The organism is Ancylomarina salipaludis, from assembly GCF_004122035.1.
In the GTDB taxonomy this organism is placed as follows: domain Bacteria; phylum Bacteroidota; class Bacteroidia; order Bacteroidales; family Marinifilaceae; genus Ancylomarina; species Ancylomarina salipaludis.
Genome location: NZ_SAXA01000004.1, coordinates 188,167 through 203,874, shown reverse-complemented (window position 1 = coordinate 203,874; position 15,708 = coordinate 188,167). Strand labels below are relative to the sequence as shown.

Below are 15,708 nucleotides of genomic sequence, written 5' to 3'. Positions count from 1 at the left end.
GCTCGCAAAAGTAGTAATTCAAGGTTAAATAACATTTTAACGAATCATTTAAATTTTACAGCTAGAGTCTAAAAATTTCATAAAGATTAAATTGAATTCCCTTACTTATATTTATTTTAAAATACACCTTCCCACATACTTCTTTAAATACTACAAATATTCCACGAGCACAGAGAACACCTCTCATTCATCGAATTCACTCTTCTACCCACAGCTTTATAAACAATTAAGTCTTAGCCCATTCTACCTTCACCTCTTGCTAAACTTAATTATCTTATTTACCTTATGACATCCAAAATTAAACAACACTATGCCTAAATTTAACCCAGCAAAAAACTACCAGAATACCCGCAAAACGATTGGGTATGTCTCCAGAAAAGAGGCGACAGAGAAGGACTACAAAAGAATCGGATTTATGTCTGGCCTCGAAGTACATCAACAACTCAAAACGGAAAAAAAACTCTTCTGTCATTGTCCGGCAGGTATTCTGCACAATCACAACGATTTTGATGCAGAAATTATCCGCCACATGCGTCCCACGCTTTCCGAACTTGGCGAATATGACGGAACGGCCCTGATGGAATTTAAAACCCGTAAAGAGATAACCTATCGGCTGAACAACAATTCGGCCTGTACTTACGAAATTGATGATACCCCACCTTTTATTATAAATAAGGAGGCTCTGGAATATGCTCTTGAAATCTCCTTGCTTTCCAATCTGAATATTGTGGGAGAAGTCCACATCACGCGTAAACAATATTTGGATGGTAGTATTCCTGCAGGTTTTCAAAGAACCGCCATTCTTGGCGTTGAAGGTCATATTCAACTCAAAAACAAAAAGGTTCGTTTGATTCAATTGAGCATAGAAGAAGATTCCTGCCGGGAAATTTCAGACATTGGCCACAGCCGGGTGTATAAAACCGATCGCCTGGGTATGCCATTGATTGAAACCGTAACCTATCCCGATTGTGAAACACCTGATGAATTAAGAGAGGCGGCTGAATACATTCGATTCCTTAATCGCAGTACGGGAAAAGTTAGGACTGGAATGGGCGCAGGGCGCGAAGATGTGAATGTAAGCTGCAAAGGCGGTACGCGTATCGAAATAAAAGGGGTTGCCCATAATAAATGGATACCTGAACTGTCGCACAACGAAGCTTTCCGGCAATGGGCTTTACTGCATATCCAAAAGTTGCTTAAACATCAGGTGATAAATCAGGAAACCTGGAAAATCAAAAGTATCAAGATTGATCCAGATCAGTTGAATCTTAAAAATAAACTGATGGCTTCTATTGATTTCTCCAACAAAGAGGTTTATGCTGTCAATCTGGAAGGTTTTCGGGGCATACTCTCCCACTTCACTCAACCAGGGCAATGTTTTGCTAATGAAATAACCGATCGGTTAAAAGTCATTGCTTGTATCGAAAAGCCAAATATGATCCATTCCGAAGAAATTGATGGTTCGAGTTATGAAGAAGACTTTAATCAAATAGGGCAACTTCTCAACGCAAACGATAAGGATGCACAAATTATTTTCTGGGGACCCAAAGAAGATATCCCTACAGCGCTTGAAACCATTGAGGAAAGATGCCTAATGGCATTCGACATCATTCCCCAGGAAACCCGTAAATCCTTTAAGGATGGTACCACAATCTTCGAAAGAGTTTTGCCGGGAGCAGACAGAATGTATCCAGATACCGATTCGGCTCCTATCCCCTTGCCCAATGATTATATCGAGAGTCTCAACAAAAACCTGCCAGTTGAGATATTCAAACGCTATGAGCAACTCCGCTCTTGGGGTATACCAAGCGATACCGATCATTATATCCTCAAAAATAATTTGGTTCCGGTTATCGAGAAAAGCGAAAAACTAAAAATCCCGGCCAAGTTTGTCGGCACTTTCTTCGGGCACACCTTTAAATATGTAGAAGGCAAATACAAAAAGCACGATGACTTTAAATACAACCGAATTGTAAAAATGTTCGAATACATTCAAAAGAACAAACTGCATTATACCATATCCAAGCTGATGCTTCCTGTGCTAATTGAGCATCCCAATATGGATTTTTCTTCAATTCTAACCATTATCAATTTTAAGAAAAAAAGTCTTGAAGAATTATTGGCTCCTGTCAATTATCTGAACGAAAAATACAGAGAAAGCAACTCTCAAATTCATAAAGACAAAGTGGTTAATTGGATTATGGGGCAGCTTCACAAGCAGGCTACAGGTAATTTAGCATTAAGTGAATTGAAAACTAAAATTGAGAAAGCTATTAAATAGTCGACTATTATGGAAGATATTTTTCAAGGATATAAGGGCGGTGCGCTCGAAGTACTAAAAAACTATAATGTCAGAGTTTGGGGAACGGCAAAAATTACCACAACCCGTGGCGATTTTGAAGGCACCATTTTACCCCGATCAGAGAATGATGACGATCAGCATATTGTTTTAAAAATCATTACCGGGTATAATATAGGTGTAGATATCCTGACCATTACCGATATGCAGGAAACAGGCTATAAAAAAGCCAACTATAAAATTCCGGAAAAGGAATTTCCTACTACGGAAGGGTTACCCAATGTCAAACTCTTCGGTACGGGAGGAACTATAGCCTCGCGTCTGGATTACAGAACCGGAGCCGTTATTCCGGCATTCTCACCCGGTGAATTATATGGTGCTGTCCCTGAGTTGGCCGATATCTGTAATTTAACCACAGAGAAAGTCTTTGCCGTATTTAGCGAAAACATGGGGCCTAAACAGTATTTGCAATTGGCAAAAGCCATTGGTAAAGAAATTGAAAACGGAATTGATGGCATTGTCATTGGTCATGGTACCGATACCATGCATCACACTGGTGCCGCCCTAACCTTTATGGTGCAGAACTCACCCGTACCTATTGTGATTGTAGGATCGCAACGCTCATCCGACCGGCCAAGTTCCGATGCTGCTTTAAACCTGATGCATGCCATGTATGCTGCCGGGAATTCGGATATTGCTGAGGTGATGGTCTGCATGTTCGGCCCCACTTCAGATGAATACGGCTTGTTGCATAAAGGAACCCGTGTTCGTAAGATGCACTCTTCCTACCGATCAACATTCCGAACCATTGGAGACACCCCGCTGGCCATGGTCAATCGTCATAAGATAGACTACATCAAAAAAGAATACAGGCCCAGAAGAAAGGATAGAAATGTAACAATCAAACCTTATTTTAGTGATAAGGTAACCATGCTTTATTATTATCCGGGTATGAAACCCGATGTTTTGGATGCCTTGGTTGATTGTGGCTATAAAGGCATTGTTTTTATAGGAACTGGGCTGGGACATGTGAATAAAGAATTGTATCCATCCATCGCAAGAGCTAAGAAAAAAGGTGTGTATATGTTTATGACCCTTCAAACCCTTTGGGGCTATGTTCAGATGTTTGTATACGAAACCGGGCGTGAAATGATGGCAAGAGGCATCGTTCCCGGAGGAAATATGCTGCCTGAAGTGGCCTACATCAAATTGGGGTGGGCATTGGGTCAGACAGACGATCTTGATGAAGTACACAGATTAATGCTAACCCCTATCAACGATGAAATAACTGAAAGAGAGCCCTACAATGGATATCTGCTGTATCAGGGAGGAATTCCTGAAGTAGAAGAATTTATCAAGGTGGTTCATAAATAATAATGCAATGCCAAAAGGCAATATATTGCATTACATCTTATTTTTCATTGCATATTCTAAATACTTATTACAAAAACGCCCCAAACCAGAATAGGTTTGGGGCGTTGGATTACATATAAAATCAGACTATTTATAATTTTTCTTCTCAGTGATATAATAAATCAAAGGAACAATTAGGAGCGTTAAAAATGTTGATGCGATAGTTCCCCCCATAAGTGAAATGGCCAATCCCTGGAAAATCGGATCGAATAAAATCACAACTGCTCCAATCACAACGGTTCCTGCTGTTAATAGAATAGGTGTTGTTCGCACCGCTCCCGCTTCAATCACAGCTTCCTTCAAAGGAATCCCTTCAGCCAACCTTAAATTAATAAAGTCGATAAGTAGGATGGAATTACGAACCATAATTCCTGCCAGAGCAATCAACCCAATCATCGATGTTGCCGTAAAGAAAGCTCCCATCAACCAGTGACCAATCAGAATACCAACCAAAGATAAAGGAATGGCTACCATCATCACAAAAGGTACTTTAAAGTTCTGGAACCAGCCAATAATAAGCATATAAATCACCAAAAGGACAACAGCAAAAGCAGTTCCCAAGTCTCGGAACACTTCATAGGTTATTTGCCACTCACCATCCCATTTCAGGCTGTAATCATCCTCAAAAAAGGGTTGATGTGTATATTCCTCTGTCAATGAAAAACCTTGAGGAACTTTAATCTCACCCAGATTTTCTGAGATTCCCATAATACCATAAACAGGACTTTCAAGCTTACCAGCGACATCAGCAGTCACATAAACCACACGCTTTTGATTTTTGCGGTAAATGCTCTTCTCTTTGGTAACCTCATTCACATCAACGATATCACCAATGGTAATCATTTCGCCTGTTTGAGTGAGAATATTCACTTTTTTCAAATCGTTCAAACTCGATCTCTCCTCTTCTTTCAAACGCAGGTTAATGCCAATTTGTTCGTGTTCTTTTTCCTTATAAAATTGAGAAACATCCTGACCATTTAAAGTCATGGCAATAGACTGAACAACTTGCTGTGTATTCACACCAGCCAGCATGGCTTTTTCTTTATTCACATCAAATTGAAATTCTTTCTGATCATCTTCAATCAACCAATCCACATCGACCACATCGGGTGTTTTAGAAAATAGCGTTTTCAATTGAGAAGCAATCGCAATTTGTTCCTGATCATTAGGTCCGTAAACCTCAGCCACTAATGTTGACATTACCGGTGGCCCGGGTGGAACTTCGACGACTTTTACGTTAGCATTAAATTTCTTACCAATGGCTTGTAAACCCGGGCGCATGGCTTTTGCAATATCATGCGACTGCTCATCTCTGTCCTTCTTATGTGTTAAATTAACCTGAATGTCAGCCATATTAGCCCCTCTACGCAAATCGTAATGACGAACCAAACCATTGAAATTCATTGGAGCTGCCGTTCCTACATAGCACTGGTAATCCAAAACATTTTCTTGTTGTGCCACATAGGCAGCAAGCTCTTTCGTCACCATAGCCGTACGCTCAAGGGTGGTTCCCTCAGGCATATCAATAATCACCTGAAACTCATTTTTATTGTCAAAAGGCAACATTTTAACCGCTACCATCTTAAAATAAACCAAGGTGGTTGAAGCCAGTAAAAGAACCGTTACTGAAATAATAAACGACCAGCGCAGTTTTGGAGATTCCAACATGGGACGCATGGTTTTATTATAAATTTTATAAATAAAACCATCCTCCAACTTAAACTTACTCTCAATCTCTTTTTTATCATCCTCACCACCTTTCAACAAACGATAAGCCAAATAAGGCGTAATGGTTAGTGCAACCAATAAGGAAAATATCATGGCAATGGATGCGCCAATAGGCATAGGACTCATATAAGGCCCCATTAAACCTGAAACAAATACCATGGGCAAAACAGCCGCAATAACGGTAAATGTTGCCAAAATAGTCGGATTCCCAACCTCGTCGATAGAAAGAAGAGCCGCCTCCATAAAGGACTTTTTCTTCATTTTGAAATGACGGTGCATATTCTCAGCAATAATAATGGAGTCATCCACCACAATTCCCGTTACAAAAACTAAAGCAAATAAGGTAATTCTATTTAAAGTATAATCCAGAAAATAATAACTAAACATGGTTAAAGCAAAGGTGATCGGTACCGAAAGAAATACAACCAATCCACCTCGCCATCCCATGGCCAGCATCACAACAAAAGTTACCGCCAGAATAGCCCCTAAAAGGTGTAAGAGTAACTCTCCCACCTTATCTGATGCCGTTGCACCATAATTACGAGTTACTTCCACATGTACATCCGAAGGAATTAAATCTTTTTTCAAAAATTCCAACTTATTTAAAATCTGATCTGCAATCTTCATTGCATCAGCCCCTCTACGTTTGGCTACCGAAAGTGTCACAGCAGGGTATTCTCCTTTAAAAGCTGCATGCTTATCATTCACTTTTCCATAACCAAAACTCACATACTGAGAAGGAATTTCCGGTCCATCAAGAACTTCAGCCACTTGTTTCAAGTACACAGGACTACCACTGTTTACACCAACAACCAAGTTTGAAAGCTCTTCGGCATTCTCAATAAAATTCCCTGTCTTAACTAAAAATTGATTATCGTTATTATTAAAAGAACCCGAACCCATTTGTTGATTTGAAGTCTGAATTTTTTGCGCAATGCTCAAAATATCAATATGGTAGTTAGCCATCAATTCACGGTTCAAAATCACCTGAAGCTGACGCGAACGGCCACCCCTTATCGCTGTAGATGAGACTTCGCCAACTTTTTCAACTTCATTATTCAATTCCTGAGCCATTCGACGCAATTGAAAATCGTCATATTTCTCACTCCACAGCGTTAAGCCTAAAACCGGAACATCATCAATGGCACGTGTTTTAATCAGTGGAAAAGAAACCCCTTTAGGCATCTCATCCATATGTTTCATGATCTCATTGTACATCTTCACAAGAGAACGCTCAACATCCTCGCCTACGTAAAACTGTACAATCAACATAGCTTGTTCAGACATAGAAGTGGAATAAACATATTCTACGCCTGGTATATTTGCAACCACTTTTTCAAGTGGCTTTACAATTCTTGATTCAACCTCAATGGGTGTGGCTCCCGGGTAAGCTAAAAAAATATCAGCTATAGGAACATCAATCTGCGGTTCCTCTTCCCGAGGTGTGAGATACGAACTGTAAGCCCCAATCACCAAAAAGGCAATCATCAGTAGTGGGGTCAGCTTCGATTTTATAAAAAGTTTGGCAATACCGCCAGCAAATCCTGTTTTCATATGTTTTTTATTTCATATTCTTGCAATATGGAAGTCGCCAAATAATCTTCTTTCAGTCTGTAGAAAGCTTTACTTATGGCTCGTTTCATATATTATAGAAAATTAGTCCTGAATTTTGAAAAACCTTATTTTGTATTGTTCACCTTAAGTTTAGCTCCATCCCATATCTTACCCTCATAAGACACAACATATTGCTCACCGGAACTTAAACCTGAAAGCACTTCAATTGAGCTGCCATAAGTCTTTCCAACACGAATCCAACGTAAAAGAGCGGTTCCACTCTGACTTAAGGTATAAACACCAACAAGTTGCCCTCTCTCTATCAGTACTGATTTTGGAATAAGAATGCGATCTTTTTCACCCATACAAATAAGAACCTTAGCAAACATTCCCGAATACAATTTAAATTTTGTGTCTTTCAAATCATCAAGCTGCAACTTCATTTCGTACTGATTACCGGAATCGAGTGCTGATGGATTAATTTCAGACACGCGTGCCTGTATGCGACGATTATCCTGAGCTGAGAGTTCAACTTCAACATAGTCACCAACCTGTAACTGCGAAATTTCGGATTCAGGTACCTGAGCAACCACTTCATATTCTCCTTTTTTCTCAATTGAAATTAAGGGCATCCCTGGTGAAGCCAAATCACCAGCCTTAACAAAATGCTTGGTTACCCGTCCATTATATGGCGCTCTGACGTTGGCATATTTCAAGGTTTCCTCAATTTCAACAAGCATTCCCTTTGTAGCTTGTAATTTCGACTCAGCTACCTGTTTTTGGATCTGCATCCCTTCCAACTCTTTCTTTGATGCCGATTTTTTATCGAATAAAGATTGATAGCGTTCTAAATTCTTTTCGGCATCTGCCAAAAGCGTTTCTGCAACACGAACATTTGCTTCTGCTTGCTTCTTTTTTGCAAGTATATCTGTATTTCGAATCTGCAAGAGGAGTTGACCTTGTTTAACCTGCTCTCCTAATTTGACATATACTTTCTCGACTTGCCCCATTATTCGGGTACTCAACCTTGAATAAGTCGCTGCCTCAAGCCTACCTGTAAAGCTTAAGAGTTCGGGTTGTTTTATGGTTTTTGCTTTTGCAACTTCAACTGTCAGGTCAAATCCTTCGGTTTTCTTTTTAACCGGCTCACTGCTACATGAAACCAAAAATCCTAAAGCAATTATAACGCTTAAATAATATCGTGTGTTCATATCTTCTTTTTTGAATAGTTCTTGTTGATGATTTTGATTTTAGTTTAATTCTTTCTCCAATAGAAATTCTAAATAAAACTTCGCAGTATAGTAGGTGAAAATTGCATTTAGATATTCTAAGTTCTTAAGCGCAGACATGCTCTCTGACTGAATTAAATCAGTCGTTTTTTCCAAACCTTGTTTAAAACGATTGGTTCGGATTCTCATAGCTTCTTCAGCTTGCTCTTTTGCTAATCGTCCTGTTTCAATTTTTTGAATACTCAGAACTAAAGAACGTTTAGCTTCTTTCAACTTCAAATTATTTTTCTCGAGGTAATCCTGAAAATCAAGCTCCTGAAGTTGAAGTTCAGCTTTGGCTTTTTTTATCTTTCCAACATTCTGGTATCCTTTAAATAAATCCCAAGATAGAGAAGCTCCAAGCATATAATTATTAGCTTTAGTCCCTAAGAACTCCTTATCATTCCATTCATAAGCTCCAAAAGCATTAATACGTGGCAGGAACTTATTACGAGCTGATTTTAACATCTGCTCTTTTGCCATTACACCCTTTTTATAGGCTAGAATGTCTGATCGATCTTCGTTGTTTTTCTCATCCTGAATCGTTGATCCCGAAAGAGGTTCCTGAAAGGCATCAACCGCTACTAAAATCTCTGCAGATTCAAATCCGAGTAGAAAAGCTAAATAATCTGCCGCTCCCTTGCGTTGGTTTTTAGTTTGATTCAATTGATTTTCGACCTCTAATGCACGAACTTTTGCAGATAAAACATCTGCCTCCATCAGCAAGTCCTCAGATAAAAAATCCAAACTCTGTTTTAAGTTGGCATCAGCACTCGCTTTAGCCTTTTCAAAAACTTTTACAGCCTCTTGTGCAACTTGCAATTGCTTGTAGGCTTTCTTGACTTCGAATTTGATATACTCGCTGGTTCTATCGGCTTGCAAACTCACTGCTTCAAAACCAAATTTAGCAGCCTTACGCTCATGAATCCCGTCAAAATTTAATAAAGGTTGTTCAACCTTAACCTGTGTTTGGAAATTTTCCATTGAACCTGGATCATTTAGTAAGACCGGGTTAAAATCAGCACTTGTCACCACCTCTTGTTTAAGCTTGAAACCAAAGCTAGCTAAGGGATCATTCGTTCTGATAGCTGTGTGCGAAAGATTAATTCCCGGAAGAAACAGGGAATGTGATTGTTGATAATTTGCTTTAGCAATATCAATACGGGCTTTTGATTTTTTAATCTCTTTATTATTTTGTTCTGCTTTTACCAAAGCCTCCTTAAGGCTAATAGCTAGCTCGTTAGTCTGTGCTGCTCCGTAAAAAGCATTAAAAAAAACAAAAATGATTATCAATCGATAGGATAACTTTTGCATATATATTCTGATTTTAGATTCTTTGATGGCTCAAAACTATATAAAATTCAACACATATCCAACTATCTATATATATAAAGAATTTATAACATCATAGATTAACCCCGCATATTTTTATATTAAAGGAAATTAACACTTTAGCTTGATATGTACAAATAATGTTTTGTATTAAATACGATAGGTTTATCTTTGCCAACTAATTGTCAGAAATGAGTCAAGCCAAACTAAGTTTGACAAATTTCATAATACAGGAAGACTTAAAATTGAAAGCTAGTCGTAAAATACAACTAAAAACCATGAAAGATTCTATAGTAATATTATGTGGCGGAGGTCCAGCTCCAGGCATTAACACCGTAATAAGTAGTGTTGGAAAAGTATTCTTAAAAAATGGCTACCGTGTTATTGGTATGCACGAAGGTTATAAAGGGCTTTTCTCCGATAATCCCGAAACCATAGAATTGGATTTCCCATTTTTAGATGGCATCTTCAGTAAGGGAGGTTCTTCACTTAAAATGAGCCGTTTTAAACCCAAAGATACTGACTTCAACACCAACTTCTTTGTTAAGAATAATGTCAAACTATTGGTGACCATAGGTGGTGACGACACAGCTTCAACAGCCAACCGTATAGCGAAATATCTGGAAGACAATCAGATTTCGATATCAAATATACATGTTCCAAAAACCATCGACAACGATCTGCCTTTGCCAGTTGGTTCACCAACATTTGGTTTTCATTCAGCAAAAAATGAAGGCGTTCGTATTGCCACAACTGTATATGAAGATGCCCGCACTTCACAAAACTGGTTTGTTTTATCTGCCATGGGACGTGAAGCGGGACACTTAGCCTTCGGAATCGGGACATCTTGTCATTTCCCTATGATTATCATTCCTGAGATGTTTAATAAAACTGAAATTTCAGCTGAGAAAATAGCTAACTTGGTTATTTCTTCCATTATCAAACGACGTATTCTGGGACTGAATTATGGTGCAGCCATTATTAGTGAAGGGGTTTTCCATTTTATGGATCAGGAAGAAATTGAAAGTACAGGTATTAATTTCACCTACGATGCCCATGGACATCCTGAATTATTCAACGTGAGTAAATCACATGTGTTCAATATGTTTATTCAGCGAAAAATTAAATCATATAAACTAAACATTGGAACACGTCCGGTTGAATTGGGATTTGGATTACGTTGTTGCCCACCTGTTGCTTACGATTTGGATCTTTGCACCATGCTTGGAAATGGCGTTTATAATTTATTTAAAGCAGGTAAATCCAAATGTATGATCACAGTTGATCCTAAAGGTGATGCTTCTCCTCTGTTCCTTAAAGATGTTGAAGACGAAAACGGAAAAGTTAAACCTCGATTAGTTGATATCAACAGCGAGAAGGTTCAAACAGTTATGAATAATAACCTGCATTACCTTTGTGAGGAAGATTTAGAAGCTGCCAAAGCTTATTTACCTGATGCAGAAAACTATCTATTCAAAAAGATCCTGAATTGGGAATAAGTCAGTTCCTGATCAAATATATTTCTTAAAATCCATTTCGTTGATTCGAGATGGATTTTTTCTTTTCTCTTAATGCCTCATTAATTATAAAAACCCACACATTCAAAACAATAATAACTCATGACTCATATTTTTATTATAGTTAATTTTTTGTAATTTACTATAACTAATCGTTCTATTTAAAATCCAGCCTATGCAATTCCTAAGTAGCTATCAGATTTTTTTTGATGAAAAATTTATTATTGAGTATCATGAAGGGATTATGACTCTGGAAAAAATGAAGAATTTCAATTTAAAAGAATCTTCAAATCAGGATTATTCTCCCAATTTTGACCTGCTTTTGGATATCAGACAAATCACTTTTAAAGGCTTCGTAAAAGATATCAAGGATTATATTGAATTTGTCAGATCCCATAAAGACATATCTGGTAAGAGAAAATTAGCGGTATTAGCAAGTAAGCCCTATCAGGTCGTCTTTAGCACATTTCTAAGCATGTTTTCTGTCAAATTACCGCAAACAATGAAAATATTTAATTCTCTGGAAGCTGCTATGTTTTGGCTTGGACATCCATTGGATATCCGCAAGGTTAATTCTTGTCTCAATCATTTAAAAGAAAATGCTGAGCTTTGCGTATAATCAATTGTCTCGCTATTCAGCACAGGAATTTTCTGTTTTAAATTTCAAACATATTAGAATCAAGCCTTTAAATTATTTTGAAATGGTTTCACATATCACAGATAAAATTATTTTCAATAAATTCCTTTAAAAGCCTTGTATTATCTAATAAAAACAATACTTTTGCCAACGCTTTGAAACAAGACATACACTGTATTCTTAGTTCAAATCAAATTTGATTAAACCTTTCTTTTAATTAAGAATTAGATATAAAGATCTTTCTCACACTTGGCTTCCACCTGTGTGAGCTAAGCTAAACCCTTATCATTTATTTGGTAAGGGTTTTTTGCATTAATAAACCGCCACCAATCTAAACCAGATCCAGCTATTTAAAACAACTCTAAGCAAGGTGAAAATCAACTACAATCAAACAATTAAAACCTTATATAAAAGCCAATTACACAACATCTTCAACAAAGACTCTTTTAGTTTATTTTACATTAATCTTGTCCAAATTTAAGCATTGAATAATAATCAATTTTTGACCTTGTGATATTTGATAAAAAGAATACTTTTGCGGCTGCTTTTTTACAACAAATATCTAATATGGAAAACACACAATTCATTATTCAAAAAGACAACACAGCAAATCCAGGACCATTAGGACTTTGCGGTTTTGGTTTAACAACCATCTTATTAAACTTGCATAATGCAGGTCTATTCGGTATGGATACCATGATTCTTGCAATGGGTATCTTTATGGGAGGTATCGTACAAGTGATTGTCGGAACTATGGAATGGAAAAAGAACAACATCTTTGGAACCATGGCCTTTACATCTTATGGTATCTTCTGGCTAACACTGGTATTTTTAATGATGCTTCCTAAAATGGGATTGGGCACTGCTCCTTCTCCAATTGCAATGGGATATTACCTGACTGTTTGGGGGATTCTTTCTTTAGGATTCTTTGTTGCAACATTAAAATTGGGTAAAGTAATGGCTTTCCTTTTTGCAACTGTTGTTTTATTATTTGCTCTATTGGCAATTGCAAACTTTACAGGTAGCCATATGATTCACACAATTGCGGGTATCGAAGGGGTTATTTGTGGTTCAACTGCTGTTTATATGGCAATTGCTCAACTTCTTGAAGCTGTATACGGACGTCAACTTCTTCCGTTAAAATAATATAAAGATCTTTTCAGGCTTGGCTTCCACGAGCCTGTTTAAGTTAATCCCTCATCATTTATTTGGTGAGGGATTTTTAATTGGCTTTTTTGTTTGAAAAATACCATAAACAAATTTTGTAGCTTTAGCAGAAATTCAAAAAACTTTTAAAACAAACAGACAACACCCATGATACTACTAGATAAACCCTACGTATCCCAATTTCTTAAAAACACAATTACGAAGTATAAGCTTCCGGCCATTGATACGGGAGATATTATAGAAGATGGCGAGATCTCTTTGATCAATTCGGAACAAATCATTCAAAACTTCAAAAACAAGCCAGATAGCCGACTGTACACAAATTCGGAAAACTCAATCAATTGGGTGATCAACAATCTTGGTTTTACAAAGCTTCCGGAGTACATCAACCTGTTCAAAAACAAGTTCGAATTTCGAAAATTAATTAAAAGCATTTATCCTGATTTCTTCTTCAAAGAAGTGGCACTAAAGGATCTTGATCAGATTAATTTAGAAGAACTTCCTATGCCCTTCATTATTAAGCCCGCAATTGGCTTCTTAAGTTTAGGCGTACATAAAGTCGTTAATAAAGAAGAATGGCTCAAGGTTAAACAAGATATCCAGGATGAATTTACAAATGCGAAAAAATTGTTTCCCATTGAGGTCGTAAATGCCTCTTCGTTTATAATTGAAGAAGTAATTGATGGTGACGAATTTGCTTTTGATGCCTACTTTGATGAAAATGGTGAGGCTGTTATCCTTGGGATATCAAAACACTTATTTGCTTCTGAAAAAGATGTTAGCGATCGTGTTTATTACACCTCAAAGAAACTGATCCAATCCTATTTACCTCAGTTTACCCAATTTGTTGAAGCTTTGGGCCGACGTGCTGACATTAGGAACTTCCCGGTACATATCGAGGTGCGTGTGGATGATAAAGGCAAATTAATTCCCATTGAAGTCAATCCAATGCGATTTGGAGGCTGGTGCACCACGGCCGATCTGACTCATGCTGCAACCGGCTTAAATCCCTATTATTCATATCTGAATAACACGCCTCCGGATTGGACACAACTATTAGATGAAATGGATGATGAAATATATAGCCTAATCATTCTTGATAATTCCACAGGTATTCCATCGACAGACATTTCTCATTTCGATTACGAAAAACTGCTGACCAAATTTTCAAATCCTTTAGAACTGAGAAAAACCGATTACAAAACCTACAATATCTTTGGCATACTCTACACCAAATGCAAGCAAGATCAATTCATTGAAATTGAGGATATTCTTGTTTCAGATCTTAAAGAATATGTTTGTCCTTAGTGAAGGATTAACTCGGATATAAAAAAAGAGATGCTCTTATATGCAGCATCTCTTTTCTTTACATCGTAAAATGTAAAAATTCGATTACACTTCGCCCAGTGTCCGCCCGGTTTCCCTAATTTTAGTGGCAATTTTAGTTTCACCAATAACCTGAGAACTATAAATACCGTGATGTCCCGAAATCAAGTACGCTACAATACAAGCAATAGCAACATAAGGGCTGCAGGCTATTCCAAAAAGCTCAATCGCCATAATGCTCGATGCCAGTGGCGTATTGGATGCGCCTGAGAAAACAGCCACAAAGCCCATAGCCGCTAAAAGGCCTACTGGTAAAGGTAAAAATAGGGATAAGGCACTTCCCAAGGCTGCGCCGATAAAAAACAAAGGCGTCACCTCTCCTCCCTTAAATCCTGCTCCAAGCGTAATAGCAGTCAGCAGCAGTTTAAAAAAGAAAACGTAAGGCGCTTGCTGAACAGTAAATGATTCAGCAATTGTAGGTAAACCCAAACCCAGATATTTTGTAGTGCCTAAAAGTCCGGCGATCAATAAAATCAAAAGACCTCCAAAAAATGGTCGCATATAGGCTCTTTTAATGTATTTACTACTGAGCTTACTGTATGAGGATGTCAGCTTTATAAAGCCCAATGAAGCCAAACCAAAACAGATTCCTGCCAATATTGTAATCAGTAAGCCTTGCAAATCGATGTGCGGCACAAAACCCAGAATATAGTGAGAATGAGAGACGCCGTATAAACGAGTGACATAATCAGCCATAAACGATGAAGCAAAGGCCGGGAAAATAGCATTGTACTTGATTTTTCCCATATGATAAACTTCTAAACCAAAGATTGCCCCGGCCAGTGGTGTTCCGAAAACTGCACCAAAACCTGCGCTCATTCCCGAAATCAGAATCACTTGTCGATTGTATTTACTGAGTTTGAATACCCGGGTCAGTTGATCCGATATTGCAGCACTCATCTGTATGGCAGTTCCCTCTCGTCCTGCTGACCCACCAAAAAGATGTGTAAAAACAGTCCCTCCCAAAATAAAAGGTGCCAAACGAAAAGGAAGAATCTTCTTGGGTTTGTGGATATTACTAATCACCAGATTGTTTCCCGGTGCAATCTCTTTCCCCCATCGAAAAAAGACATAGCCCAGCAGAATTCCGGCAAAGGGCAACAGGTAAATAAGCCATTCATGCGCATTTCGATAATCAGTGGCATATTCCAAACTAATTAAGAAAAATGCACAAGCCGAACCGACACAAATAGCGATTACTATAGATAAAAGTAACCACTCCAATATGGATAAAAGAGCCGGTTGCCGGGTCAGAATAAATTTACGAACACGTGAATATGAGCTGTATAGATTTTTTTGCATAACAATCCTGTGAATTTGGATACTATTTTCGCAGGAGTCATCAGCCAGAAGGCAGTTAAGTAGGAAAACCCCATTTCCTTTAGAGCTCGCAAATTTATGACTTTT

Annotated in this window: 10 protein-coding genes and 1 riboswitch; of the genes, 6 read left to right on the top strand and 4 right to left on the bottom strand. The window is 37.9% G+C overall.

The window, feature by feature from the left end:
- The first annotated feature begins 310 nt into the window (after window positions 1-310).
- Together gatE and gatD are read left to right on the top strand one after the other, a co-directional pair.
- Window positions 311-2,281: a Glu-tRNA(Gln) amidotransferase subunit GatE gene (gatE, locus tag EO244_RS06420; RefSeq protein WP_129253828.1), complete on the top strand. Its 1,971-nt coding sequence runs from the start codon at window positions 311-313 to the stop codon at window positions 2,279-2,281.
- Window positions 2,282-2,290: 9 nt separating this feature from the next.
- A complete protein-coding gene (gene gatD / locus EO244_RS06415) occupies window positions 2,291-3,673 on the top strand; it encodes a Glu-tRNA(Gln) amidotransferase subunit GatD (RefSeq protein ID WP_129253827.1) in 1,383 nt (460 codons plus the stop codon).
- Between the two features lie 126 nt (window positions 3,674-3,799).
- Here the strand turns inward: gatD and EO244_RS06410 are convergent, their stop codons facing one another.
- The 3 genes from EO244_RS06410 to EO244_RS06400 all read right to left on the bottom strand — a co-directional run bounded on the left by EO244_RS06410 (window position 3,800) and on the right by EO244_RS06400 (window position 9,576).
- Entirely contained in the window at window positions 3,800-6,994 is a 3,195-nt protein-coding gene (locus EO244_RS06410) for an efflux RND transporter permease subunit (protein WP_129253826.1), read from the bottom strand.
- 125 nt (window positions 6,995-7,119) lie between these two features.
- Window positions 7,120-8,205 carry an efflux RND transporter periplasmic adaptor subunit gene (locus EO244_RS06405; protein WP_129253825.1) on the bottom strand — a complete coding sequence of 362 codons (1,086 nt, stop codon included), beginning with the start codon at window positions 8,203-8,205 and terminating at the stop codon, window positions 7,120-7,122.
- A 39-nt stretch (window positions 8,206-8,244) separates the two neighbouring features.
- Entirely contained in the window at window positions 8,245-9,576 is a 1,332-nt protein-coding gene (locus tag EO244_RS06400) for a TolC family protein (protein ID WP_129253824.1), read from the bottom strand.
- A 296-nt stretch (window positions 9,577-9,872) separates the two neighbouring features.
- Between EO244_RS06400 and EO244_RS06395 the strand changes: the two genes are divergently transcribed.
- The 4 genes from EO244_RS06395 to EO244_RS06380 all read left to right on the top strand — a co-directional run bounded on the left by EO244_RS06395 (window position 9,873) and on the right by EO244_RS06380 (window position 14,223).
- Window positions 9,873-11,093, top strand: a complete 1,221-nt coding sequence (locus EO244_RS06395) for a 6-phosphofructokinase (RefSeq protein WP_129253823.1) — start codon at window positions 9,873-9,875, stop codon at window positions 11,091-11,093.
- A 193-nt stretch (window positions 11,094-11,286) separates the two neighbouring features.
- Window positions 11,287-11,730, top strand: coding sequence for an STAS/SEC14 domain-containing protein (locus tag EO244_RS06390; RefSeq protein WP_129253822.1), 444 nt, complete (start codon window positions 11,287-11,289; stop codon window positions 11,728-11,730).
- A gap of 585 nt (window positions 11,731-12,315) precedes the next feature.
- Window positions 12,316-12,894, top strand: a complete 579-nt coding sequence (locus EO244_RS06385) for an acetate uptake transporter (RefSeq protein ID WP_129253821.1) — start codon at window positions 12,316-12,318, stop codon at window positions 12,892-12,894.
- A 168-nt stretch (window positions 12,895-13,062) separates the two neighbouring features.
- Window positions 13,063-14,223: an ATP-grasp domain-containing protein gene (locus EO244_RS06380; protein ID WP_129253820.1), complete on the top strand. Its 1,161-nt coding sequence runs from the start codon at window positions 13,063-13,065 to the stop codon at window positions 14,221-14,223.
- Between the two features lie 84 nt (window positions 14,224-14,307).
- On the opposite strand, the gene EO244_RS06375 is transcribed toward EO244_RS06380, so the two are convergent.
- Window positions 14,308-15,603: a voltage-gated chloride channel family protein gene (locus tag EO244_RS06375; RefSeq protein ID WP_129253819.1), complete on the bottom strand. Its 1,296-nt coding sequence runs from the start codon at window positions 15,601-15,603 to the stop codon at window positions 14,308-14,310.
- Between the two features lie 24 nt (window positions 15,604-15,627).
- Window positions 15,628-15,690: riboswitch (Fluoride riboswitch) on the bottom strand.
- Window positions 15,691-15,708 lie beyond the last annotated feature (18 nt).